Below are 23,033 nucleotides of genomic sequence, written 5' to 3' on the forward strand. Positions count from 1 at the left end.
CTAGAATTCTTGTTCAGAGAAACAGGCGTGTTCGTGGCTACAGGGAGTGGCGTACGGACGGCCACAGTCCCCGAGCTCGAGCTTTCGGGTCTGGAAGTGCTGTTGGAACTCGGTCCATTCTGCGTTGGTGGGTTCGCGATACTCTTCAGCCGGGCGGACGGATCGCCGGCCATCAAGGAAAGCTCGGTAAGAGCGAATAAGCTCTTCGTCGAACACAGCGGTGTAACCCTGTGTTGTCACCAATCGGTTGTGCCCGAGAATCTTCGCGGCGATGTGGATAGGCAGACCACCGGTGACCATTTCGGTGGCGAACATGCGCCGAAAGTCGTGCGCGGTCACCTTGATCGGCTCGCCGGCAGCGTTGCACACACCCATCCGGTCCCATGCTCGCGCCAGCAGTTGGTTGACCATCCCGGCGATGATGACCTTGGACCTGTAGTCGCGATTGCGTTGGAACAGATGCGGCAGCGGCGGTCCCCAGGCTCGCTCATGAGCGTCGTGGCGAGCGACCAGCGGGATCGATCCGCCACCGATGGCGCGCAGCCGACTGACGACGCTGGCGAGGACGCTGGCCAACTCGGGCGTGACGACGAGCAGCCTCTCCTGGTTCGTCTTGGACGGAACGATCTGGAGCAGCGGGATGACCTCACCCGTGTCTGGCAGGCGGTGACTGACAATAGCGAGTTGGGTGAGCTCGAGCAGCTCTTCGACTCGGACGCCGGTGTGTCGCAGTGTCTCGACGATTGCCCACGTCCAGAACGCCTCGTCCTCGAGGTGAGAGAGATCGAGTCGCTCTGCCGTGGCGACGATTTCAACCTTGACCGGTTCCTTGACTGTTCGGCGGGCGGGGCCGATCTCGTCGACCCTCAGCGCCAGCCGACGGTAGCGAATGCCGATGTGTTCGAAAGTCTCTTCGTAACCCGCGGATTGGCCGGCGGCGAGAAGATCGGCCTGCTGGCTCAGGTGGTCTGCCACAGAATCGGACAGGCGCGTCAAGTGCGGCAGCCGGTCCCGGATGCGCTGATGCATACGTGCGGTGACCTGCCTCTTGTTCTTCATATAGCCCCCGGTGTCGCTACGCCGCACCGGGGACGGCACTGCCCAGGGCGCCCAGGACGGGTCTTCCAGCGCCCAGGCGGCGATGTCGAGATAGAAGGCTCGCACTGGTACGAAGATGTTCAGGACGGCCAGTCGTTCACGGACCGTGCCGTCTGGTCGGACGACGGTTCGTGTTCGCTGTCGCCATGCCTCAGCGACGTCGTTGGGCAGGTGCAGCGAGTCGGTGCCTGGGTGGTGGGCTTCGATGTCCGCCCAGAACGCAGCAAGGACGCGAGCGAGGGTGGAGAAGGTGCTGTAGTCCAATGCCGGGCGTCGTTCGTCGAGGTAGCGGACGATGACGTCGCGGATCGGCCGACAACTCAGATTGATCGAGTCGACGATCTCACCGGTCGACAACTGGCCACGCATCCGCATGGTGTGAAACGGCGCATCCGGGATCTTCGCGATGCCCCGCACGAGATCCCAACCGGTGCTGATACTTCCGCGAGTTTGCCCGCCAGGCCGCCCAATTGCATGTCGTAGGTTCATGAAGTCGTCGAAGGTGAGCTCGTCAAGGTTGCGCCCGCAATGGAGGACTATCGCGGTGAGGGTATTCAGAGCGTTGACTCGAAGGGGCTTGCGGATCTGCAGCCTTTGGGCGTTCTGTTCGGCTAGTGCGAACAAGTCCGGTTGGAACGTGGCGCGAGCCTTCCCGTAGAGGACCGGCGAACTAAGGGTACGCAGCAGTCGATGGCTGGGCAGGATGAACCGAATCAGCATCAGGCAGCCCAGAGCGTCAATGAACACTCTCCGCTTGGCATTCAGTGACCGCGGATCATCTCTGGTGATCGATTCGATCCAGTGGAGGGTGTCGTCCGGGTTCGCGCACTCCCAGCGTGCCTGCCACCCGTCGCCGGGGTGGCTGGCGAGCCAGACGAGGATTACTCGGACCGCGGCGATGATCGGCTTTTGTTGTCGCGGCGAGCGGCGGGCCATCTCGGGCGAGGATTTGAGGGCGGTGAGCACATCCTCGGTAGCCGTCTCGTCCAATTGTCCGCCGACTCCGCCTCGCGAGCCCCACCGCGCGCGTTCGTCCTCGCTTGCCCGCCAGACGGGTGAGCGCTTGGCTGGTGTCGGTGTCGGCGCTCTCACTGCGCGGATCCGCCGAGAAGGACAGTTAGGTCCGTGGGGTCGTACCGCGTAGTCACAGGCGGCGGCTTCGGAGCGGTCTCGTGTTCCCTGTCAAGGTGGGCCAGAACTCGCGTCGCAACCTCGATGTCTTCCTCGAACAAATAGGTCGACGCAGTGGTGTCGATATCGGCGTGGCCGAGGATCACCTGTATGTCGCGCAAGGTTAGGTTCGGGTCGCGTGACATCCGCAGCGCCGCGGTGTGGCGCAGGTCGTGCATCGACCAGTTCGTCCCTAGCGTCCTGTTGACCCGCCTGAACACCGCCCGTAGCGCGTCATAGGTCAGTGGTTGCTCCGCAAGTCCGGTGCCGCGGTCGCGTCGACGCACAGTGCGCCAGATCGGCTCATTCGGGCCGACGGGAACGCTCTCGCCCAGATAGAGGCGAAGCCAAACGATGGCTTCGGCGCTGACTGGTAGCCACTGCTCGGCGCGGCTACCCTTGCGGATCACGCGCACCAGTTGATCGCCCCAATTGATGTCGACACCACGAAGACCGAGCAACTCACCGGCGCGTGCGCCGTTGCTCAGCGCCAGCGCCAGCAACGCCCGGTCCCGGTGCGAGCGCAATGCGGCGAACACATCACGCCACTGCTGGTCCGATAGGGTCCGTGGCCGCCGCTTCGCGATCGGCGGGTTGTAACGCAGTCGACCTTCGGGCCGGAACGGCTCCATCGGATTGTGGTGCTCGTTGGGTCGAGCGTGCACCGCCCGCCGTACCGGGTTGACGACCGGCCCCTCACCGAGATCGGCCCAATAGTCATAGAACTCCCGTAGTACCGCCAATGCGTGACGGACCGTCCGCGGTTGGTAACGGTCGTTTAGGTAGGCCTTCCGTGTAATTGGGTTGACCGTTCCCGCTGTCGTCGACGACACCGTGCGTGCGGACGCGCCTGGCTTGGTCGCCGCACCAAGCCAAAGCGCATAGTCGCGAATCTCGTCCGATGTCGCCCGCTGCCACGGCACCTCGACGATCCGCAGCCATCGCCACCACCGCAGTAAGTCGTAGGCGTAGCTGCGCGAGCTGCTCGCCCGGTTACCGCGAGCTGAGAATTCGACCAGATACCGACGGATCGGCTCGATCGCTCCACCAAGATCGTCGACCACCAGCCACGGAGAAGAACCGGAAGCTTCGACCACCGAACCCCACCGCTCGAGTTCAATCCGTATGCGATCCACTATTCACCCCTTCGAGAGTCGCCGTCATCAAAGAGGTCTATGCCACTGCCTGCCACGCGAACTGCAACGAGGACGGCGCGTCGTCTCGTAGTCCGGTCAACATCCCCATTTGACCGTTCTGAGCTGGCGCTGGGGCTCGGAGTCGGGTTCCTCGCGTGGGGTTCGTTCGAGGATCACGCGGACCGGTTGTGTAGGTGCGACGTTGTAGGACGGTGGGAGTTCGTCGCCGACGGTGTGCATGGTGTCGAAAAATGACTGCAATTCTTTATCTGTGCTCTTTCGTGCGTAGCGCCCACACATGGTCTGACCTCCTCATCCTCGACTACTGCCTCTATTGAACAGCGTAGGACCGACACCCGCACAAGTCTTTCGATGCCAACGGTGCGAGTAGTTCCAGGGGCACTTTCTGCTACCGCCGATGAGTCGTCAATTTCACTGTCACGTCGCCATAGTTGCGGCCGCGAGGTCTGACAGTTCCGCCATCGGTTTCTCGACGGCATCGATCCACTCTTGTCCACCGGTGATCATCGTCTGTACCGATTCCCAATGCCGCCCGTCCTCTAGAATTTGCAACACCTCGACTCTTCCGTGCGGCGGCAAATCCTCGACGTCGAGCATTCCGACGTTGCCTTCGCTGAGAGCAACGACCACCTCGTGAGTCTCTAGGTCCGAGATCATCGGAATCAGCGCCTCCAGAGCGAGAGCAAAGACTGACGAACTGGCAGTCCAGCGAGCTCCCGACGCGAAGAAGATCGTCCCAGCCATCAGAGCCTCTTTCCGGTAGTGAACGCAGCAGCGGGTAGGCACGTCACCTTTCTAATTGAACCGCGATGGTCCGAGTCCCGCGTGCTGCGGTGCCGTGTCATGCTCTCTGCGAGTACGTCGTCGGTTGTCGCGAAAGGGCCCTCCGATCACCAGTCCTCGGCCGGCGCCTACCGATGTCGCATTGGCGATCGCGGCCGCCGCGGTCCTCGGTGTCACTGTCGGGGTTCTCCTAGCCGACGCGATAGCCGGTGTCGCGGTCGGAGCTGGTACCGCCGTGGTCTTCCGCTTCGTACTGCGGACGATCATCACCCGGAAATGACGGAATCGTCGCAGGCCGGGCGTCCTAACTGATCGATGCGAGCCTTTTCTGTCACACCGTGGTCGTCGTTTTGAAGTGCAGGGGCGCTGGCCAGGTCAGTCGTTTGCTTGCAGCTTGAGAACTCGATGATTGTTCCGGTCTGCGACGTACACGTTGCCGGAATCGTCGATAGCGACATCGGACGGCTGGTTGAGTTCGCCGAATGAGAGCTCAATGGGTTCAGTCGATCCGTTCGGCACCTTGAGGATGTGGTCGCCGAGCTTTCCGTCGAGGATGACCATATCGCCGGATTTGTTGATATCGATCGAGATGGGAAATCGTTCCTTGCCTTTGAGGAACGAAAGCTCCTCCAGCATCTGCGATGACAGGACCCTGAGGATTCGAGGATCGGGCAGCCCCGTGATCGCAACGAGTTTCCCGTCATTTCCGAGAGCAATATCGTTGAAGTACTGATCGAATCCCGGAAAATTTGTATGGACGAGAGCTACTTCGATTTCGGTTGACTTCGTTTCAGGAATGAACTTGTAGATGACTGGGCTACCGAAGTCGTAGAAGTAGACAACCCCGGAATCACTCACAGCGAGCGCACCTGGATGCTCACGCGTTGTCAGAACCTCCTGCGAGGTGCCACCAGCTGGCATCTTCAGAATCCGTCCCTGCGAGTTGGTTCCCTCTCCCTCGCTGACGTACACGCTTCCCTCGCTCCCGACCGTGATACTGGCAAGGTCGGTGAGATCTCGGAAGGGAACCTCTGACTGCTCATTAGTCGCGTCGTCGAGCCTGACAACACGATCGTGGCCCCAGTCCGTCACGAATACGTTTCCGGCCGAATCGACTTCAATAGTGCTCGGAAATTCGAGTCCCTCGAAAGACAAGACCTCGGCGTCACCAGTGCTGGGTCCGGTACTGCATCCAGCCAAGGTAGAAATCGCGATCGCGGTAGCGGCAAAGAATGCAGTCGTACGAAGCGTGGATATCGAGACAGCCCTGGCGACGATCATGGCGGCACTCCTGAATAGTCAGTTGCGACCAGAGATGACCGCCGGGAGAGAACCTTACGGCTCGAGAATTCTGGTGAAGGCAACGACGTAGTGGAAAGTTAAGTGTTTGCATCCAACGGAATCACCCGGACCGCCCAATTGCCGTGAGTCCAGCGTTCTGCCACCAGAGCGTCTGCTTTGATATTCCGATGGCCGCTTACAGATACGCCGGTTCAGGGTCCACAGTCGAGTTCGACGACGTGGCGGGGACCGTCACATTCGAGCACACGCACTGGCGTCAACCGCGCAATAAGCGGGCAGCGTCTCCCTGGATAGTCCCAGTAGGTGCAATCGAGGGCATTTCCTGGCGTGAGGCGACCGCATCCAAACCCGGCGAGATGAGATTGCTCCTTCGTGGACGCAAAGGGCATAACCGTGACGGCCGTGCTGACTTCAACTACATCACTGGCAAGGACAAGATCGGCGCGCTGGTCGCCGCACTCAACGCTGCCGTTCAAACTGCCGTGCCGATTCTTGGCTTCGGCGACGATTTGACTCCGCAGCGGGCGCCGGCGCCGGCCGCGGTGTCGGTCAATGTGCCGGTGGATCCCGCTGTTGGCCCACCGCCTCCGGAGAAGGCAGTCTTCGGCGGGTTCAAGCTCGACGGCAAGATCCTGACGTACAAGGGACAGCGCTACAGGGTCGCTGGGGTCCGAGCGTCCGTCGAGATCGGGGGCACCCAGCAACGTACGACCCTCACGCGCATGGCGCTAGGTACAGCGATCAACCCGGGCGCCGGAACCATGATCGGTGCGATGGCCAAGAAACAATCGCACAACCTCTACCTGACGATCGAGTTCCCGAGCGGCACAGAGATCATGGTCGAGGTTCCCGGCAATGCCGAATTGCTGGCCCGCAGTTTCGCATCCGCGCTCAACTCAGCCAGTCGAGCGGCAGAGAGCTAGCGCTCCACCGCTTGTCCCGGCATGGGACAACATCAGACGTACCTCGAAGTGCTCACTTGGACCTGATGGCCGGATACACCTAGTGCGAGCTGCGCAAGCTATCGATTTTCAGGAATGACAGCGAGTCGGGCCGGCCGCAGCCTCAACCGACCTCACGGTTACTCATCCTCGGCGCTCTGCTCGATTTCGTCGCACCATTGCTGGTACGCAGGACTGAGCAGATACACACAGACCGATGAGACGCCGATCTGGGCCCTAACCACCAGGCCCGGAAGGTCCCAGCGCAGGCCGCGGGTCGGTTCGATCCACCAATCCGTGGGCCGCTGCCCCAGCAGTTCGAACATCCGCTGCACGAGTGCACTGAAAACTTCATCCAACTCCGGCTCCAAGTCGCTCTGACCGAGAACCACATCACTGGCACGGAAGGAGATCATATTGATCGCTCGCGACAATTCGGTTGTCGATATGTCCGCGACGAACACCGACACATCAGGGCGGTTGACTTCGAGATTGGTCACGGCTGCTGGCACCTGCTCATCGAGGCCGCTGAACTGCCAACCGACCTGACCGCAGAACGGCGGCAGGTCATTGACGGTCCACGTCCAGTCGAACTCAGCGGCCGCGCGCACCGCCTGGGCAGCGCGTTCGATATCTGCTCGCATCTTTTACAGCTCTCTCTCGTAGTCAGAGTTGGTGATTCGGTAGTGGCCGTCACGGCGGCCGTAGCCTCCCACATCACGACGGGGCCAATTACGCACAGGTAAGTCATGCCGCGGAGTCGTTCTTCATCCGAGACGATCTGTCCGGGCGGCGTTTGCTGCACGACGTTGACGGTGCGGGCCGGCTGTCACCAACCTGATGGCCGGTACACCTAGATCGGATCAGGGAGGGCAAGTCCCCACAGTTGAAGAAGGGCGCGGGCAAGGCGCGCCTGTTTCGTGAAGGCTCCGCGCGGTGTTGTGTCCGCGAGTGTTCCTTCGATGTGGGGCTCGTCGTGATCAAGAAGTGTCCACAGAGCCGCCGGCAGCTCGGCTCGCAGATGGTCCCAGGTCAACCAGTGAAGGTCCTTTCGGTAGCGGTAGGCCTGGTAGGTCCGACCATCACTGCCGTCCAGGGCGGGGCGAGGGATGTCTATCACCACAGCAGGCACGTCGATCCCCTCTTGGTCCCACCAGAAGAGCAGATCGCCGATGTCGAGTGGTGGTTGGTCCGCTTCAATTGCGACGACACCGATGGCGAATTCGGCGGTGGCGTGGCCGCGTCGGATCGCTTTCCTCGCTTGCGATGAGGTCGCAGCGTCGACGTCTACGGTGTCGTCCTTGCAGATGTAGAAGTACGCGTCTGGGTTTGAGATCAATTCATCGACCGACTTATTGACACCTGGAACACCGAATCGCGGATCGGCGTTGAGTCCTTCGTTCCACACGGCCCTTAATCGTGGGAGGTCTTCGACCGTGATTTGCTCGGTGGCGTCGAGCGCGGCAAGCTCACAGTCGACGAAGTTCTTTACCTCTGAGACGATTTCGGAGTCGTTGGTGATGATCGCGGCTTCGTTCGTTCGCTGCGCTGAGTGGCGTGATGCGTTCGCGGAACCGACGATCGCCCACTTGGACGTCGCGATGACTTTTGCATGGAGTGCAGCTGACGACCACACTTCGACGCCTCGGCTGAGATAGTCGCTGATCGCGTCCGGGCTTGTTGAGTGGGAGCGCAATGCGGAATCGGATGCGTTGCAGACGAGAACGTCGTTTTCGGTCAATGGCATCAGTGATGGAGCTTCCCGTCCAAGGAAGGCTACGGCGGCTTTTCTGGGGCCGCTCTTCTTGATGGTTGCGGTTATCTTTTCCCAGGCTTTCGGTCCGGCGAAGGTGTAGTCCATTGAGGTATCCAATCAGCTGCACGCTTCACGAACGTATGACCGATTTAACTCCAACCAGCGGTGCATCAATCTGTGGCACTCTCTCGGCAGCAACAACATTGACACGGCAGGGACGATCAACGGATGGCAGACGATTGTGGGGACATCCACCGCCCCCGCTCGGTGCGGTTCGTGGACGCAGTGGAGCGGCTCTGGGCAAACCCACGGAAGCGGGCCATGTTCATCGTGGTCGGCGCCCTCTTGGCTGCAACCATGACTGGTTACCTGTGGTTCGGGTCCAACTATCATTCCTTGACCTGGCCATTTCATACACCGGAGCGGATCAGCATGCATGGTCGCGACTATCAGCGTGACCGCTTTCCGCCGCTGGACGAACCCCCGGAGTTGGATCGGCTCTCGAAGATGAACACGATGACGCCGTTCGACTACCCGATCCTCGGGTATGCCGGTTACGACACCAGCACGGTCATCTACTTGCAATGGCGTGACGGGGAGTACTACGGATATTCGCTGCAGGGGAGCCCCTGAACGGCCGACCGCCGCGATCTACTGGAAATCCCAGACCGACCTCCAACAAGTCGAACAGGCTCAGATCGTCTCTGCGGGTTTGGGTGTGCGTCTTGACCATCGATAAAACGCATGATTTTGAATATGGACCGAGCTGCAAGGCGTATTGCCTGTCCTCGAAGCTGGTGCGCGACACGAGGGCGGGAGCCGGTCGGCATTGACCCCTCGTCAAGTCGGGTTTCCCCACTCTGCCCGGACGGCGAGCGTGGCTGAAAACCACTTGCGCAGATATTCGTGGTCGCGCTGCAGTGTCGGATGTCCAGTTAGGTAGTTGACGAACCAATCGGTCATCCCATCCCAGGTCGACAGGTTGCTGGCTGGGATGAGAGACCAACCCAACTCGTCGAGCGTCCATTGCGATTTGGCGGAGTTCCGCAACATGGAGGTCGTCACCCAGTTCGATTGGTTATCGAGCCCGCCGCGAGTTACCGGGACAACATGGTCGATTGTGGGGAACAGTTCCCAAAAGGCGAAGTGAGTCTTGCTCGTGGCCCAGTTCGGATGGAACGGGAACTCGTCGGGCAGCAAGACCGACAGGAGGCGCAGTGCACCTGGATGGATGAGCTGAGTTCCGGCGTAACGGTCAACGAACCCATCTCGGAAGAAGACCCTCATGCAGTCTCTCGGGTTGTAGCGGCGAGTCATTTTAGCCACAGGAGTGAACGGATACCGACTGTGCAATATTTCGCGTGCATCGTCTAGGTCGTCGTTCTTGAGCGACTCGCATACCTGAGCCAAGGTGTTGGTTTTTTCCTTATCGGGCGTAGATGTCTGCACACGGCTCAGCCTGCCACCGATTGCTTGGGGTGGTCGGCATGCGGTCAACGCCGCGTAGCTAAAGACCCAGCAACCCATAGGTCGATTCGCCCACGAAGCGCTCGCATCCTTGCCGGAGCGGACCGCGAAACCGAGGGCTCGCTGAGCTCCCTTCTACGGGTTTCAGTGTGCGTTTTGGACCTTCGACAGCAATCGAGCGATTGTACGAATCACTGGTGCACCCGATACCGCCGACTTCCTGCCGAGCCCCACCGGTCTGCGGTCTCAGCCAGACCAAATCTGTTGCACGATCATCCGCAGCCACTCACGGACATGCTGCGGAAACGGGCTCCAGTACAACCACCCATTGTCCACAATGAACCTTCCTCAATTGTGCTGTTGCACTGACTCAGTGACGACCTGGCAGGTTGAGTGGCGGATGTGCAGTATTCGAAACATGCACTATTCCCCGTCCGGCCAGAGAGGCCGATCGGGGATCACTCGTCGAACACGAACCTGACGCTGCCATCTTCTGGCAGCTCGTGAACAATCACCTCATCACCAAGGCCCGTGACGATGGATACGAAAGCCACAGTCTGGCCATCGATTTCGACGAACCAACTAACCGAGACACCCCGTTGACGGGGAACCCGGCGAAAGATCGACCCGCCGCCTTCTACGACTGAGTCGGGGTGTAGCGACTGGGCCGTGTCGATCACTGTTCGCCGAACGACATCCAGGTCGATCACGTCATCGTCGGGACCGATCAGTGACGGCTGGAAACTCGTCAGAGCGAACGGTAGGTGGATCATCACCGGCTCAGGCGCGGGAATGCGCACCGGGTTGTCACTAAATTCGACATCCCAGATCAGGGTGCCGTCCTCGACGGTAGGGACCAGTCCAGAGTGTTCGACACCTGACTCGAGGCTGATGCGTACCGAATCGACGTACTCCGCCAACGACGCCGACTCCGGATCGCGTTCATCAGCGCCCTCTGCGCCGAACTCGCGGACACAGCCTTCTCGCTCCCCGCCGCGCGTGTCCACGCACAACAGATCACCGCATCCGTGCTCTGCGAACGGAATGTATTCGCTGAGGAACATGTGCGCGATCTCGCCGGCCGGTTGTTGCCGGGCGATATTTCCCCAGTCGTCGCCGAGGTATTCGGTGTCGTGGAGGTGATCTCGTAAAGATCGGTGCTGTGTGATGATGTCGGCGAGCGGGAGCAGCTCGAAGCTCGGGAATACGCTTCCGACGAAGTCTTCTTCACCGATCGGTCGTTTCTGGCCGTCGTGAAGGGAAAAGAACTCTCGAAGCTCGGGGGTCCACGGTGCTGTAGCGCGTTCGGCGTCTTCTCGCTCGGAGAGCGGTCGTGGCGGGCGAACCGCGGCGGCCGTGACCGGCGCCTTCTCGTGAAGGACCTGCATGTACCGGCGCCATGCATTGGTGAGAGTCATGTCCTGAATGTATCCGTCAGGTCGGCTGTTAGCCGTTCACCTCGTTGTCCTCTTCGAACGCAGTCAGCGTGGCCCCAGCTAGGGCATGTCTGACGACTGGCTCGCCCAGAGGCGGCAGCGGCGCGCGTCTACGCAGCCGCTGCCGCAGAACCTCTCAGTGGTGTACCCGGGCGCGGGATTGTCTTCTGCGTTGCGGCGGCGACCAACCCAAGGGCTGCCAAGGGGACCGCGAAGAGAAGAGATCCCCAAAAAGAGCTCCAGTTCGCCAGCCCGGCGATGGACAAACCAACGAGTGCGGCGACGGCCAACCACGAGACCCACTTTCGCATTGCCAATGCGGCCACCACAGGTGGTGTTGCGAGCAGCAGCCCCAGGCCGATCAGTGGCCAGGCACCTAGCACGTGGACGATGTGGTCATCGCACCGGAAGGAGGATCCGCTCTCGCCGGTCTTCGAGCACGCCAACGACACTTCAGCCATCGTCCATGAGGCGCCGACCCACACGGTGAAGGCCAACGCAGCCCCGACAAAGATCCACCACACTGCTCTCGACACGCCCGCAGCCTAGCCCGGCGCGCGGGTGTGCGGCCCCACATCAACCCGGGTAGGCCCGTCGAGAGCGCCGAGGGGACGAGTCCGTCAATCAGCTGAGTGAAGGTTGCATCAGATGCAACATTGATGCGTCTGTTTCAGCGCTGATTGCTCGTCATGTTCGGTGGTCAGTGGCGTCCGGGCAGGTCAACTTCATCGGCGGTCTTGTCCACGCGCAGACCTTTGAAAGCTGGGTGTCTGAGTCCGCTGCCTGTGTACTCCCGATACTCCACATCACACACCAAAAGCGGTTCAGCCCAACGTGCTTCGCGTGCGATCGCTCGTGGTGGCGCGATCGCGAACGGACTAGTGGGCCGCTCGATCTCGAGAAGCTGGTCACGTAGTTCACCGCGCAGTCTCGAAGAAAAGCCCGTACCGACACTTCCTATGTAGATGAGTGATCCGAAATCGTCATGGGCGCCGAGGATGAGCGATCCGATTCCGCCGGCGGCGCTGCCGGATCCAGGAACGAATCCGCACAGAATTCCCTCCGTGTTGGAACGTATGGGCGTTTTCAGCCAGCTCGGGGACCGTTTTCCGGGTTGGTAGGTCGAGGTGATGCTTTTGGCGACGATGCCTTCGAGGTGGTGTTTGCGGGCGACCTCGAGCATGGTCGGTCCGTCGACGTTGAGCCAGTGGGGTGGGACTTTGATTCGCTGGTGTTCGAGGCTGAGGTTGGCGAGCGCTTCGCGGCGTTCGAGGTAGGGCAGATCGGTGGTCGAGGTGCCGTCGATGTCGAGGACGTCGAAGACGTAGTAGGTGGTCAGGGCGTCGTTGCGGAGCTGCGCGGTGGGTTTGAGGACGTGCATTCGGCGTTGCAATCGAGAGAAGGACGGGACACCGTCCGGTCCGAGTGCGACGATCTCGCCGTCGAGGACGGTTTCGCGGTGATCGAGCACAGCGCTGAGCGCATCGACGATCTCAGGGAACGACGCGGTAATGTTGTTGCCGTTGCGGGACCAGAGTTTGGGCGGAGTGGAACCCGTTGTGGCAATGGCTCTTTGGCCATCCCACTTACTCTCGAAGGCCCTTAACTGCACTATCGAACTTTGATCTACCAATCGCGTCGACGTGAGGTCCCAGCACAGCCATGCTCACTGACAAAGGCCTCTACCCACCACCCGATTCCACATCGACCTGATACGTCGCTAAACCTGGCACCTACGGTACGAATCATGAGCGTTTGGCTCAACGGCACCCACGGCGCGGGTAAAACAACCACAAGCGCACTGGTCCAGCGCCTGCTACGCCCCGGTGCGCTGCACACGTAACCCCATCAGAGAGAAACGGGTGGGGTTACGCGATCCTAGACTCCATCCTTCTCCAACCCGAATTCGAATGAGACGGTAGGTAGCACGTCGGCGTGCGTGACTCAGGCTAGATCAGAATATCGACCAACCGGCTAGGCGTTGCGAACTCTTCGATCACCGCGACTCCGCCGGCAGAATTGCCATCGCCATCGAGCGGAGGGCTGCTAACCCGACACCTCTGGACGCAGGTTGCGAGCGCACTCCCAGCATGCAACGCCCACAAAGAGTTGTCCTACAATAGTCTGGATGGCCTACATTGACGCACCGTGAGGCAGTTGGAACGGACCGAGTTGCGCTGCAACTGAACCGATAGCGGAGGGCACGATGCAGATATCTCGAATGGCGGCCCCGGTTCGCGCCCAAGCGGTGGAAGCGATTCGGGAGGAAATCATCAGTGGAAGGATGCCTCCCGGACAGAAGTTGAGCGAGCGGGAACTCTGTGAAGAATTAGACGTTTCACGCAACACGATCCGCGAAGCGTGCCGTCAACTCGAAGCTGAAGGTTTCATTGAAATACCACCGCATAAGGGTCCAATGGTCACGATCATCACCGATCAAGACGCGAGGGATCTCTACGAGTTCAGGGAAGCTCTGGAATGCTTTGCCGTAGAGCTTTTCGTCGACAAGGCCGATCCCGAGACTCGAACGGCGTTGTTCATGGCTGGCGAGGTATTGTTCGCTGCCCACAACTCTGGTGACATCCGGGAGATGATCCTGGCAAAAAACCACTTCTACGACGTGCTGTACCGCGGGACCGGAAATCGCATACTCGCCGGACAGGCAAAGCTGCTCCACGGACGTTTAGCCGGGCTTCGCGCCCGATCGCTTTCGCGCGGATCCCGACCCGACAGGAGCCGAGACGAAATCAAAGAGGTCCTCGTAGCCATCCAAGCGGGAGACTCTTCCGGAGCTGCAGGACTGTGGCGTCAACACATACGAAACGCGGCCGCCACTGCCTTGGGTGAAGACCCGATCCCAAGCTGAAATTGACCGATTGTGGGACAATCTGTTGACAAAGTGGACTATACGGCACTTCAATGTGTCCTATGCCACCAACTGACGCCCCACCAGATCCCCCTCAACTTGGCGACGCTCCAAAGCCAGCTCAAGGGCCGTTGTCAGGCCTGCGAGTTCTCGATGCCGGTTTCGTTTACGCCGCGCCGATCGCCGCGATGCTTCTCGGCGACTTCGGCGCTGACGTCATCAAAGTCGAGCATCCCCGTGGCGATCCGGCACGCACCCACGGTTGGCAGAAAGACGGCCATGGACTGTGGTGGAAAGTAATTTCCCGCAATAAGAAAACCGTCACGCTCAACTTTCGTTCCCCGCGAGGCCACGAGCTTCTTTGTGACCTGCTGAAGGAAGCCGATGTCTTCGTCGAAAACTTTCGCCCAGGCGTCCTCGAGGAGTGGGGACTCGGCCCGGAGGTCATGCACGAGATCAACCCGAATCTGATCATTCTGCGTGTCACCGGATTTGGGCAGACTGGCCCCTATTCGAAGCGGCGAGCGTTCGGCACTCTAGCCGAAGCCATGAGCGGCTTCGCTTACCAAACCGGCGAAGAAGGCGGCCCTCCGACCTTGCCCCCATTTGGTCTCGCAGACGGAGTCGCCGGAGTCACCGGTGCGCTGGCGGTCATGATGGCCCTTTATCATAGAGACGCATGCGGAGGCGGCGGGCAAATCATAGATCTCTCCCTTCTCGAGCCACTTCTGGGAATATTGGGCCCTGCTCCAACTGTCTATGACCAGCTCGGCGTCATTCCAGGCAGGCATGGCAATCGATCACCGAACAATGCTCCAAGAAATGCTTATCAGACTGCTGATGACCGTTGGGTAGCAATCTCGGCGAGCGCCACGAGCGTCGCGGTACGAGTGCTGGCCCTTGTCGGGCGACCGGACATCGCGACTGAACCCTGGTTCCCTTTCGCCGGCGAACGTGCAGCGCGAGCTGATCTCTTGGACGAATGCGTCGGCAAATGGATAGGTGAACGAGATTTCGACCAGGTGATGGAAGCGTTCACGGACGCGGGCGCCGCAATCGCGCCGATATACGATGTCGAGCAGTTGCTCGCAGATGCGCACGTGACCGAACGCGAGTCCATCACTCTTTGCCCCGACGAGGACCTCGGACCGATTCGCATGCAGAATCTCTTCTTCCGATTGTCGAAGACACCAGGTGAGATCAAGTTCGGGGGTCGTCGGCTAGGTCAGGACAACTCCGAAATCTTTGGCCAATTCTCGGGAGTGGACGAGGACGAACTGGCCAGCCTTCGCGCGGACGGGGTGGTTTGAGCGTGCATCGCACCTACCTGTTCGCTCCAGGAAACAATCCCCGTATTGTTCGTAAAGCCTTCGAGGCCGACGCCGATGCAGTGATTCTCGACCTCGAAGATGCAGTGCCCCAGCAAGACAAGGCTTCCGCTCGAACTTTTGTCGCTCAGCTCCTTGAGCAGCATCGGGCCTGGGTTCGCGTGAATGAGGTGGGAACGGACGCGTGTAGGGCGGACCTCAAGGCCGTAGCCGAGAACGCACACGGGATCCGGATACCCAAGGTCGAATCTGCTGAAGACGTCGAATGGGTGGCATCCCGCTGTCCAGGGCTTCCGATTATTTGTGCAATCGAAACTGCCCGCGGCATCCTTGCAGCACCGGAAATCGCCAATGCTTCAGCATGTACCTATCTCGCACTCGGCGGATTGGATCTACGGCGCGATCTCTCGGTCGGGGTGGGAACGACACCCCTTCTGCATGCCCGGAGCCGCCTTGTTCTCGCTGCGCGTGCCGCAGGAATTGCTCCGCCGATTGACAGTGTCTACGGACAACTCGACGACGACGCCGGCCTGCAAGACGAAGCGGAACACGCCCGATCAGTCGGATTCTTCGGCAAATCCGCCATCCACCCTCGTCAATTACCCATAATCACAAGAGCTTTCACCCCGACAGAGACCGAAATTTGCTGGGCAAATGATGTGCTCGATGCATTCGCCCGCGCAGGCCAGGGCGCAACGACACTGCCCGGCGGAGAGTTCGTGGACGCACCTGTCGCAGCACGAGCACGGCAAATTCTCGAGCGCGCTTCCAACTGATCCATCCCGATACCCACGAGCTGCATCACCATCCGCCGCGCCGAGCCGGCATCCCATCCACTCACTTCTGATGGACCACGTCAGACAACCGGATATCGCATACCGCACCTACGTCGCTCGTGAGCAGCACACCTTCAGAGTGAATTGACCCATTGTGGGACAATCGCTATGGTAGTAGTGAGCCAGGCCACACGGCCACCCAGAGGGTGTCCACCTCGCTCAGCATGCTCTCGGAAAGAAAGGCCACTCATGTCACAAACACTGTCCTCGCTAGTCGAAACACCCATCGGCGTGAATCAATACGGCTTGTTCATCGACAACAAATTTGTCACCCCTAAGACAGAGAAGTACATCGACGTCACCAATCCGGCCACCGGCGAAGTCTGGGCCCAGGTGCCTGACGCCGGCACTGCAGATGTCGACCTCGCAGTAGCCAGCTCCCGCCGCGCCTTCGAAGGCGAGTGGGCTGATTGGCGTGCTGCTGATCGCGCAAAGTTCCTCATCCGTTTCGGACAGGCGATCGCGGACAACGCGGACGAGATCGCCCAACTTCAGGTCGACGAAAACGGCAAGCTCATCAGGGAAATGGCCGGGCAAGCGCGGCTCATGCCCGAGTACTTCAACTACTATGCCGGCTTGGCGCAAATGCCCACTGGCAACACAAACCCCCTGCATCTCAAGGACATTTTCAACTACACCGTTCGCGAGCCCCTCGGTGTGGTCGCCGCAATCACTCCCTGGAATTCACCCCTTCTACTATTGGTGTGGAAACTGGGACCCGCACTCGCTGCAGGCAACACACTGATCGCCAAGCCGTCCGAGATCACCCCGGTGTCGACTTTGCGCATTGCCGAACTTGCTGCCGAGGCAGGTTTGCCAGCCGGCGTCTTCAATGTGGTGACCGGCCTCGGCGCTCCCGGTGCAGCGTTGACTACTCACGAAGGCGTCAACAAAGTCGCGTTCACAGGTTCCACCGCCACGGGGCAGGCGATCGCCGCCGCTGCCGGCAAATCGCTCAAGAGCGTTTCCCTGGAACTGGGCGGCAAATCCCCGAACATCGTCTTCGAGGACGCTGACCTCGACAGCGCTCTCAACGGTCTGATTGCCGGAATCTTCGGAGCAAGCGGACAGACATGCATGGCAGGTTCGCGAATTCTGGTGCAGGAGAGCATCTACGACAAGGTCGTCGCAGAACTGGTCACCCGAACCGAACGAATCAAAGTCGGAGACCCCCAGAGCTCCGACAGTGAGATGGGCACGATCGCCTGCAAGGCTCAGTACGACAAAGTCCGTCACTATATCGAGGTCGCGAAGAACGAAGGCGCCAAGCTGGTTGCCGGTGGCGTCCCTGCAATAGTCGAAGGATTCGAAAACGGCCTGTTCATGCGCCCCACGGTTTTCGTTGATGTCGACAACGACATGACCATCGCCAGGGAAGAAGTGTTCGGCCCGATCGCTGCGGTCATCCCCTTCACGGACGAAGCCGATGCGATTCGCATTGCCAACGATACGGAGTTCGGACTCGCTGCCGGCGTGTGGAGTACCAATATCCAACGCGCCCATAGGGTGGCAGCAAAGCTGCAGGCTGGAACGGTGTGGATCAACAACTACCGCAAGACCGGGTACTCGACCCCGTTCGGCGGGTTCAAGCAGAGCGGAGTCGGTCGCGAAAACGGGCCCAACGCACTGCTCGAGTACACCGAAGAGAAGAGCGTGTGGGTCGATACCGGACAGGGCGTCAAGGACCCCTTCAACCCGCGTGCCTGACCACTGAAGTACTCACGTTCGTGCACAAAAACAGCACTAACAGGTGCCGACCAGCCCACCTCGACCAGAGTGAGTGAATTGTTCGCTCCGCTCCGCCCGGAAGGGAACGTCAATGACGACGACTAAAGAACGTCCTGACAACATCATCGTTATCGGATCCGGTATCGCCGGACTCTCGGCAGCGATAACAGCCGCTGAACAGATGCGCGAAGGACAGGGTCGCGTCATTCTGGTCGATCGCGCTCCTGAGGAGGAGGCTGGGGGCCTGACGAAATGGACCTCAGCCTACTTCCGACTCGATGACGTCTACGATCCCGGCGAGACATTCGTCTCCGACATCATGGACTTTTCAGATGGCCGAACACCGCGCTGGTATGTCGAAAAAATGGCCGAGCAGATCCCTGAATCCATGGAATGGGTACAGGGCCACGGTGTTCGATTCAAAAGACTGCCAACGTATTTCATCAACAGCTCACGAAAGCGCCTCCAGCCGGTCGGGGGCGGTGAAGGAATACTCAGTGCGCTGGTCCCCGTAGCGGAAAAACTGGGCGTCGAGTTCCGGTACGACACCACCGCCACAAGTTTGGATATCACCGCGAGCGGCGAAGTACGCGGGCTCCACGTAATCGGCCCGTCCGGTCATTCGACTATCTCAGCCAGGTCGGTAATCATTGCCTCAGGTGGGTTCGAAGGCGACACCGAAATCTTGACCCGCGAACTAGGCACTGCAGAACCTTTGATCCCCATCGCCCCCGGGGTCGCCTTTAACCGGGGCGAGGGTATCCAAATGGCTCTCGACGTCGGAGCTGCCCGCGCAGGCGAATGGGACGGATTCCACGCCGAACCGGTGGATCCACGGAGTACCACGCCGGAATCACTGGTCATGGTGTTTCCCTACGGGATCCTCGTCAACAAAGACGCGCTACGGTTCATCGACGAAGGCAGCAACACCGTGGACGAGATCTACGAGAGCACAGCCCGAGCGATCTGGGCAGAGCGAGACGGAATTGCGTACTTCATCACCGACCAGCAATTCACCTCGATCGAGGCGCGCGCTCGCGGAATTCTTACGAGCGTCAAACCCATCGTCGCTGACTCCATCGAGCAACTGGCTACCTCGTTGGAACTGTCTGTCGACACTCTCACCGCGACAGTCCGCCAGTTCAACGCCGCAGTAGGTGATGGCATTTTCGACTGGAAGAGACTGGATGGCAAGAGGACTCATGGGATCGAACCGGAGAAATCGAATTGGGCACGGACCATCTCCGAGGCGCCGTACATCGCGTACCCCATCAAATGTGGAATCGTCTTCACGTTCGGGGGGCTGTCGACCAATGCCGATGCGGAGGTCCTCGACGAGCAAGGAAACACGATTCCAGGCCTATACGCTGCCGGCGAGTGCACGGGCATCTACCACGGGAAATATCCCGGCGGTACGTCTGTGCTCCGCGGCATGATCTTCGGTCGTCTCGCAGGCAAGGCTGCTGCCCACCGAATGTCGCTCTCAATGAAAGAAACCCGCGCTTCCCAATAAATCTAGTCCGCCCCCTTCTCTTGCTGCACAATCCGAAAATCTATTTATCGCACCCACTCCCGGAGACACAGTCATGTCCACACCTGATATCGAGCGCACATCTTCATCCACGAACCTGCGGGATCCCTCCCCCCGAGGGAAACCCAGTCTGAGGACTTTGGCAGGGGCAGGTGTGGGAAATACCTTGGAATGGTATGACTGGAGTGTCTACGCGATATTCGCGCCCTTCTTCGCAAGCCAGTTCTTCGTCAGCGAAAATCGAACGAGCGCATTGCTTGCAACTCTTGCCATATTTGCCGCCGGCTTCTTCATGCGACCAATCGGTGGATTCTTTTTCGGATGGCTGGCCGATCGATACGGACGCAAATTCTCGCTGACGACATCGATGATGATGATGGCCGGCGGAAGTCTCATCATCGGTGTAGCTCCCACGCACGCCAGCATCGGCGTTTTCGCCGGTTTGATACTTCTCGTTGCACGGCTCATCCAAGGCCTCGCACACGGTGGAGAAATCGCAGCCTCGTACACCTACGTTGCCGAAATCGCGCCTCGTGCAAAGCGAGGCCTGTGGTCGACGAGCGTGTACGTCTCCGTGACCGCAGGAATCGTACTGGCTTCCCTGATCGGCGCAGCAGGGTCGTCCGTTGTCGGCGAAAGCGCACTTCGAGATTGGGTATGGCGCGTTCCGTTCATCTTCGGCGGCCTACTTGCCTTCGCTGGAATGTACATCCGTCGAACCCTCGAGGAGACCGACGCCTTCGAAGCAGAGAACAGCGAAAGCACACGACGAACCGCACTCGACATCGTGCGCGGGCTCGGCAGAAACAAGTCGAGCTTGGTCCGCGTCCTCGGAATGAGCGCCGGCGTCACCGTCGTCTACTACACTTGGGCGGTCGGAATTCCCGGTTTCGCGATCGCCAACAGGGGCGTCGACGCAACAGAAGGTTTGTGGGCAAGCGTTATCGCCAACATCTTCTTCATGCTCACTCTCCCCTTCTGGGGGAAACTATCCGACCGAATCGGCCGCAAACCCATATTCCTCACCTACTTCATCGCAATGCTCACTCTCACGTTCCCCCTGATGGCACTCGCCGGCGGTTCAGCCTTACGGCTGGGACTGGTCATGGCAGTAGCACTGTTCTTCCTCGGCGCATTCGTCGGAATCATGCCCGCGTACTTCGCGGAACTCTTCCCCACCGAAGTACGTGCCTCCGGGATCGGGGTGCCTTACTCCCTGATGGTGGCCATATTCGGAGGCACAGCCCCCTACACACTCACTTGGCTAGAGGGCCGCGGCACCGCATGGATGTTCTCGCTCTACATGGTCATCCTCCTCATCGTCGGCCTCACCACGACCCTCCTGTCACCGGAAACGAAGGGGAAAACGCTGGTGTAGGTCGAGCGGTCCCTTAATTTGCCATAGCTACTCGCGCTGCGCAGTACTTCCATTGGTGCACTGCCCCACTCGTAGGTTGTAGACAAACTTCGCCGAAAGCAGAGTTTCGTGGCAGCCGCACTCAACCAATTCGAGCCCTCGGGAACACTGCCCTACCAGCCGATTTCCGACATTGGAGGACTAACCGTAGTGAGGTTAGTCTGCGGGCCCCGCCGATTCGTGGGCTGCGCCGCACTTCTCGGACGAGACCAACAGAACGATTCTCCATTAAGATGAGATTCCACCACCCGCGCTCTCTAAAGATGCTGCGTTGCAGCGCTTTCCGGCGCTGACCGCAACGGCGCACTCTCCGAGTCGACTGCCGCAGTTGACAGCGCAGTAGATGAACACGAGTAACCCACCTCGCGCGTTATCTGCAAGAGAGGACAACGGCCGAGCTCAAACGAATCTAGGTCGCCATCATCAACGATCTGGACTCACGCCCCGACAAGAGGGTCAGCGATAATGACGTCGCCAGCCGGGGTGGGTGTCCCAGCATTGACGCCCAACCCGATACGGCAAGGACCGTCCGACCCGACTTCGCTTGTTTCGAGAAGTCGAACTGACCGGAGGGCTTCAGGCCAGTGCTTTCACTGCGTCGAGGTAGCCGGATATCGCATTCCGATTTCGTGTCAGTACTTCGATTCGCTCGTTCATGCGGTCCCGCTCATGTTCGAGGGTTGCGATCATCTCGGGTGTCGCGTCGGGGAAATGGATGGTTCGCGGCTTGTCCAGGCAGGGCAGAACCTGCTTGATGATGCGGGTCGGTAGGCCTGCGTCGAGGAGTCCGCGGATCTGGATGACTCGATCGACGAGGTAGTCGGCATAGTCGCGATACCCGTTGTCCAGGCGGCGCGGTTCGATGAGTCCTTGTTCCTCGTAGTAGCGCAGCAATCGGGCGGGTGTATCCGTCTGCTGCGCGAGTTCTCCGATAAGCATGTGGCTGACCTCACTGTCACCGTTGTGCACCGACGCTTGACCTTCACACCAATGTCAAGCATGAATGATAGCGTCCATGACTCGCACCGATCGCTCCGCCACTACTTCGGAATCACCAACACGGTTCCCACTGTCAGGATTGGCGGCGTTGGGGACGGCGGGGTTCGTCACGATCATGACCGAGGCCCTCCCCGCCGGAGTTCTTCCCGGGATGAGTCACGACCTCGGCGTCTCGGGTTCAGCTGCAGGACAAACCGTTACGATCTATGCGATCGGTTCGGCGCTCGCCGCAGTGCCACTGACGAGCGCCACTCTCGGATGGCCCAGACGGCGTCTACTTCTGCTCGCGATCACCGGATTCGCCTTCGCGAATACTGTCACCGCCGTTTCGACGGACTACGTATGGACGATGTTGTCCCGTTTCGTCGCTGGGGTCGTCGCGGGGTTGTTGTGGGCACTGCTGGCCGGATACGCGCGACGGATGGTGCCCCCGCACCAGCGTGGGAAAGCCATGGCCGTGGCGATGGTCGGGACGCCGGTGGCGTTGGCAGTCGGTGTCCCGGCCGGCACCTTTCTCGCCGAGATCGTAGGCTGGCGTTACACATTCGGGCTCATGTCGATACTCAGTGTCGTGCTCGTCGTGTGGGTGATGAGGTCCGTTCCCGCCTTCCCCGGACAGGAACGCGGTGCCAGTGTGCCGATTCGCCGAACCCTGCGCCTTCCCGGTGTCGTCCCTGTCTTGTTCGTCACGTTGACATTCGTTCTCGCCCATAACGTTCTGTACACCTACGTCGCTCCTTTCCTCACCCGCATCGACATGCGTGACGACGTCGACGCAGTGCTGTTGGTGTTCGGCGCCGCGTCGTTGATCAGCATCGTGATCACCGGCGTACTGATCGATCGTCGTCTGCGCCCTCTCATGATCGTCAGTTGTGCACTCTTTGCCGGTGCTTGCCTGTGTCTGGGGGTCGTTGGCGATACCGTGTGGCTCGTCTTCGTCGGTGCGGCGGTGTGGGGACTAGCGTTCGGCGGCGCCGCCACCCTTCTCCAAACTGCATCAGCCGAGGCTGCAGGGGCTGCGGGCGACGTCGCTCAATCTCTCGTGGTGACATGTTGGAATATCGGCATTGCCGGTGGCGCCATCCTCGGTGGGCTTCTGCTCGAATCCTCCGATGCGGGCTCACTGCCCTGGGCAGCTTTCGCTTTGGTCGCCACCGCACTCGTCGCGACTGTAGCTTCACGCCGCCATGGATTTCCCAACCCTCTCCGAAAGTGAAG

Annotated in this window: 22 protein-coding genes and 1 pseudogene; 11 read left to right on the forward strand and 12 right to left on the reverse strand. The window is 60.1% G+C overall.

The genetic code is table 11. The features are described 5' to 3' along the window. The 4 genes from RA302_RS31410 to RA302_RS31425 form a co-directional block, all read right to left on the reverse strand. A complete protein-coding gene (locus RA302_RS31410; protein WP_338481191.1) occupies positions 1–2,190 on the reverse strand; it encodes a site-specific integrase in 2,190 nt (729 codons plus the stop codon). Further along, complete coding sequence (locus RA302_RS31415) at positions 2,187–3,404, reverse strand: tyrosine-type recombinase/integrase (protein WP_338481192.1); 1,218 nt, start codon at positions 3,402–3,404, stop codon at positions 2,187–2,189. Before RA302_RS31415 ends, RA302_RS31410 begins: the two co-directional genes overlap by 4 nt. 96 nt (positions 3,405–3,500) lie before the next feature. Beyond that, a complete protein-coding gene (locus tag RA302_RS31420; protein WP_338481193.1) occupies positions 3,501–3,704 on the reverse strand; it encodes an SOS response-associated peptidase family protein in 204 nt (67 codons plus the stop codon). Positions 3,705–3,842: 138 nt separating this feature from the next. Continuing rightward, a complete protein-coding gene (locus tag RA302_RS31425; RefSeq protein ID WP_064112225.1) occupies positions 3,843–4,169 on the reverse strand; it encodes a hypothetical protein in 327 nt (108 codons plus the stop codon). Positions 4,170–4,350: 181 nt separating this feature from the next. On the opposite strand from RA302_RS31425, the gene RA302_RS31430 reads away from it, so the two are divergent. Continuing rightward, positions 4,351–4,488 (forward strand): hypothetical protein, encoded by a 138-nt coding sequence (locus RA302_RS31430; protein WP_197494156.1) that lies wholly within the window; start codon positions 4,351–4,353, stop codon positions 4,486–4,488. Between the two features lie 95 nt (positions 4,489–4,583). On the opposite strand, the gene RA302_RS31435 is transcribed toward RA302_RS31430, so the two are convergent. Beyond that, positions 4,584–5,489: a hypothetical protein gene (locus RA302_RS31435; RefSeq protein ID WP_338481194.1), complete on the reverse strand. Its 906-nt coding sequence runs from the start codon at positions 5,487–5,489 to the stop codon at positions 4,584–4,586. A gap of 188 nt (positions 5,490–5,677) precedes the next feature. On the opposite strand from RA302_RS31435, the gene RA302_RS31440 reads away from it, so the two are divergent. Then, a complete protein-coding gene (locus tag RA302_RS31440; protein WP_338481195.1) occupies positions 5,678–6,433 on the forward strand; it encodes a DUF4429 domain-containing protein in 756 nt (251 codons plus the stop codon). 158 nt (positions 6,434–6,591) lie between these two features. On the opposite strand, the gene RA302_RS31445 is transcribed toward RA302_RS31440, so the two are convergent. Next, complete coding sequence (locus tag RA302_RS31445; RefSeq protein WP_230814212.1) at positions 6,592–7,095, reverse strand: DUF6301 family protein; 504 nt, start codon at positions 7,093–7,095, stop codon at positions 6,592–6,594. A gap of 209 nt (positions 7,096–7,304) precedes the next feature. Next, the gene (locus RA302_RS31450; RefSeq protein ID WP_338481196.1) at positions 7,305–8,312 is read right to left on the reverse strand and encodes a phospholipase D-like domain-containing protein; all 1,008 of its coding nucleotides are present in this window, start codon (positions 8,310–8,312) and stop codon (positions 7,305–7,307) included. 123 nt (positions 8,313–8,435) lie between these two features. Here RA302_RS31450 and RA302_RS31455 point away from each other — a divergent pair, with 123 nt between their 5' ends. Next, positions 8,436–8,840 (forward strand): hypothetical protein, encoded by a 405-nt coding sequence (locus tag RA302_RS31455; protein ID WP_338481197.1) that lies wholly within the window; start codon positions 8,436–8,438, stop codon positions 8,838–8,840. A gap of 207 nt (positions 8,841–9,047) precedes the next feature. On the opposite strand, the gene RA302_RS31460 is transcribed toward RA302_RS31455, so the two are convergent. From RA302_RS31460 to ligD, 4 genes are all read right to left on the reverse strand, one after another. Beyond that, on the reverse strand, positions 9,048–9,656 hold the full coding sequence (locus RA302_RS31460; protein ID WP_338481198.1) for an HNH endonuclease: 609 nt from the start codon (positions 9,654–9,656) through the stop codon (positions 9,048–9,050). Positions 9,657–10,132: 476 nt separating this feature from the next. Further along, on the reverse strand, positions 10,133–11,092 hold the full coding sequence (locus tag RA302_RS31465; protein WP_338481199.1) for an SMI1/KNR4 family protein: 960 nt from the start codon (positions 11,090–11,092) through the stop codon (positions 10,133–10,135). 128 nt (positions 11,093–11,220) lie between these two features. Then, positions 11,221–11,646 carry an ABC transporter permease gene (locus RA302_RS31470; RefSeq protein WP_338481200.1) on the reverse strand — a complete coding sequence of 142 codons (426 nt, stop codon included), beginning with the start codon at positions 11,644–11,646 and terminating at the stop codon, positions 11,221–11,223. Between the two features lie 164 nt (positions 11,647–11,810). Then, positions 11,811–12,722 carry a non-homologous end-joining DNA ligase gene (gene ligD, locus RA302_RS31475; RefSeq protein ID WP_338481201.1) on the reverse strand — a complete coding sequence of 304 codons (912 nt, stop codon included), beginning with the start codon at positions 12,720–12,722 and terminating at the stop codon, positions 11,811–11,813. A 135-nt stretch (positions 12,723–12,857) separates the two neighbouring features. On the opposite strand from ligD, the pseudogene RA302_RS31480 reads away from it, so the two are divergent. The 7 genes and pseudogenes from RA302_RS31480 to RA302_RS31510 form a co-directional block, all read left to right on the forward strand. Then, a pseudogene (locus RA302_RS31480) lies at positions 12,858–12,929 on the forward strand (ATP-binding protein); the annotation flags it as partial. A gap of 402 nt (positions 12,930–13,331) precedes the next feature. Further along, on the forward strand, positions 13,332–13,976 hold the full coding sequence (locus RA302_RS31485) for a GntR family transcriptional regulator (protein ID WP_338481233.1): 645 nt from the start codon (positions 13,332–13,334) through the stop codon (positions 13,974–13,976). 62 nt (positions 13,977–14,038) lie between these two features. Further along, positions 14,039–15,286 (forward strand): CoA transferase, encoded by a 1,248-nt coding sequence (locus RA302_RS31490; protein ID WP_338481202.1) that lies wholly within the window; start codon positions 14,039–14,041, stop codon positions 15,284–15,286. A 2-nt stretch (positions 15,287–15,288) separates the two neighbouring features. Then, positions 15,289–16,080 (forward strand): CoA ester lyase, encoded by a 792-nt coding sequence (locus RA302_RS31495; RefSeq protein WP_338481203.1) that lies wholly within the window; start codon positions 15,289–15,291, stop codon positions 16,078–16,080. Between the two features lie 249 nt (positions 16,081–16,329). Further along, positions 16,330–17,847 carry an aldehyde dehydrogenase gene (locus RA302_RS31500; protein ID WP_338481204.1) on the forward strand — a complete coding sequence of 506 codons (1,518 nt, stop codon included), beginning with the start codon at positions 16,330–16,332 and terminating at the stop codon, positions 17,845–17,847. Positions 17,848–17,959: 112 nt separating this feature from the next. Continuing rightward, positions 17,960–19,381 carry an FAD-binding protein gene (locus RA302_RS31505; protein ID WP_338481205.1) on the forward strand — a complete coding sequence of 474 codons (1,422 nt, stop codon included), beginning with the start codon at positions 17,960–17,962 and terminating at the stop codon, positions 19,379–19,381. 184 nt (positions 19,382–19,565) lie between these two features. Next, positions 19,566–20,777, forward strand: coding sequence for an MFS transporter (locus tag RA302_RS31510; protein WP_338481206.1), 1,212 nt, complete (start codon positions 19,566–19,568; stop codon positions 20,775–20,777). 615 nt (positions 20,778–21,392) lie between these two features. Here RA302_RS31510 and RA302_RS31515 read toward each other — a convergent pair. Further along, positions 21,393–21,755 (reverse strand): MerR family transcriptional regulator, encoded by a 363-nt coding sequence (locus RA302_RS31515; RefSeq protein ID WP_338481207.1) that lies wholly within the window; start codon positions 21,753–21,755, stop codon positions 21,393–21,395. Positions 21,756–21,831: 76 nt separating this feature from the next. On the opposite strand from RA302_RS31515, the gene RA302_RS31520 reads away from it, so the two are divergent. Then, positions 21,832–23,031 carry an MFS transporter gene (locus RA302_RS31520; RefSeq protein WP_338481208.1) on the forward strand — a complete coding sequence of 400 codons (1,200 nt, stop codon included), beginning with the start codon at positions 21,832–21,834 and terminating at the stop codon, positions 23,029–23,031. Positions 23,032–23,033: the final 2 nt, after the last annotated feature.

The sequence above is a fragment of the Rhodococcus sp. DN22 genome (assembly GCF_036669995.1).
Classification (GTDB): Bacteria; Actinomycetota; Actinomycetes; order Mycobacteriales; family Mycobacteriaceae; genus Rhodococcus_F; species Rhodococcus_F erythropolis.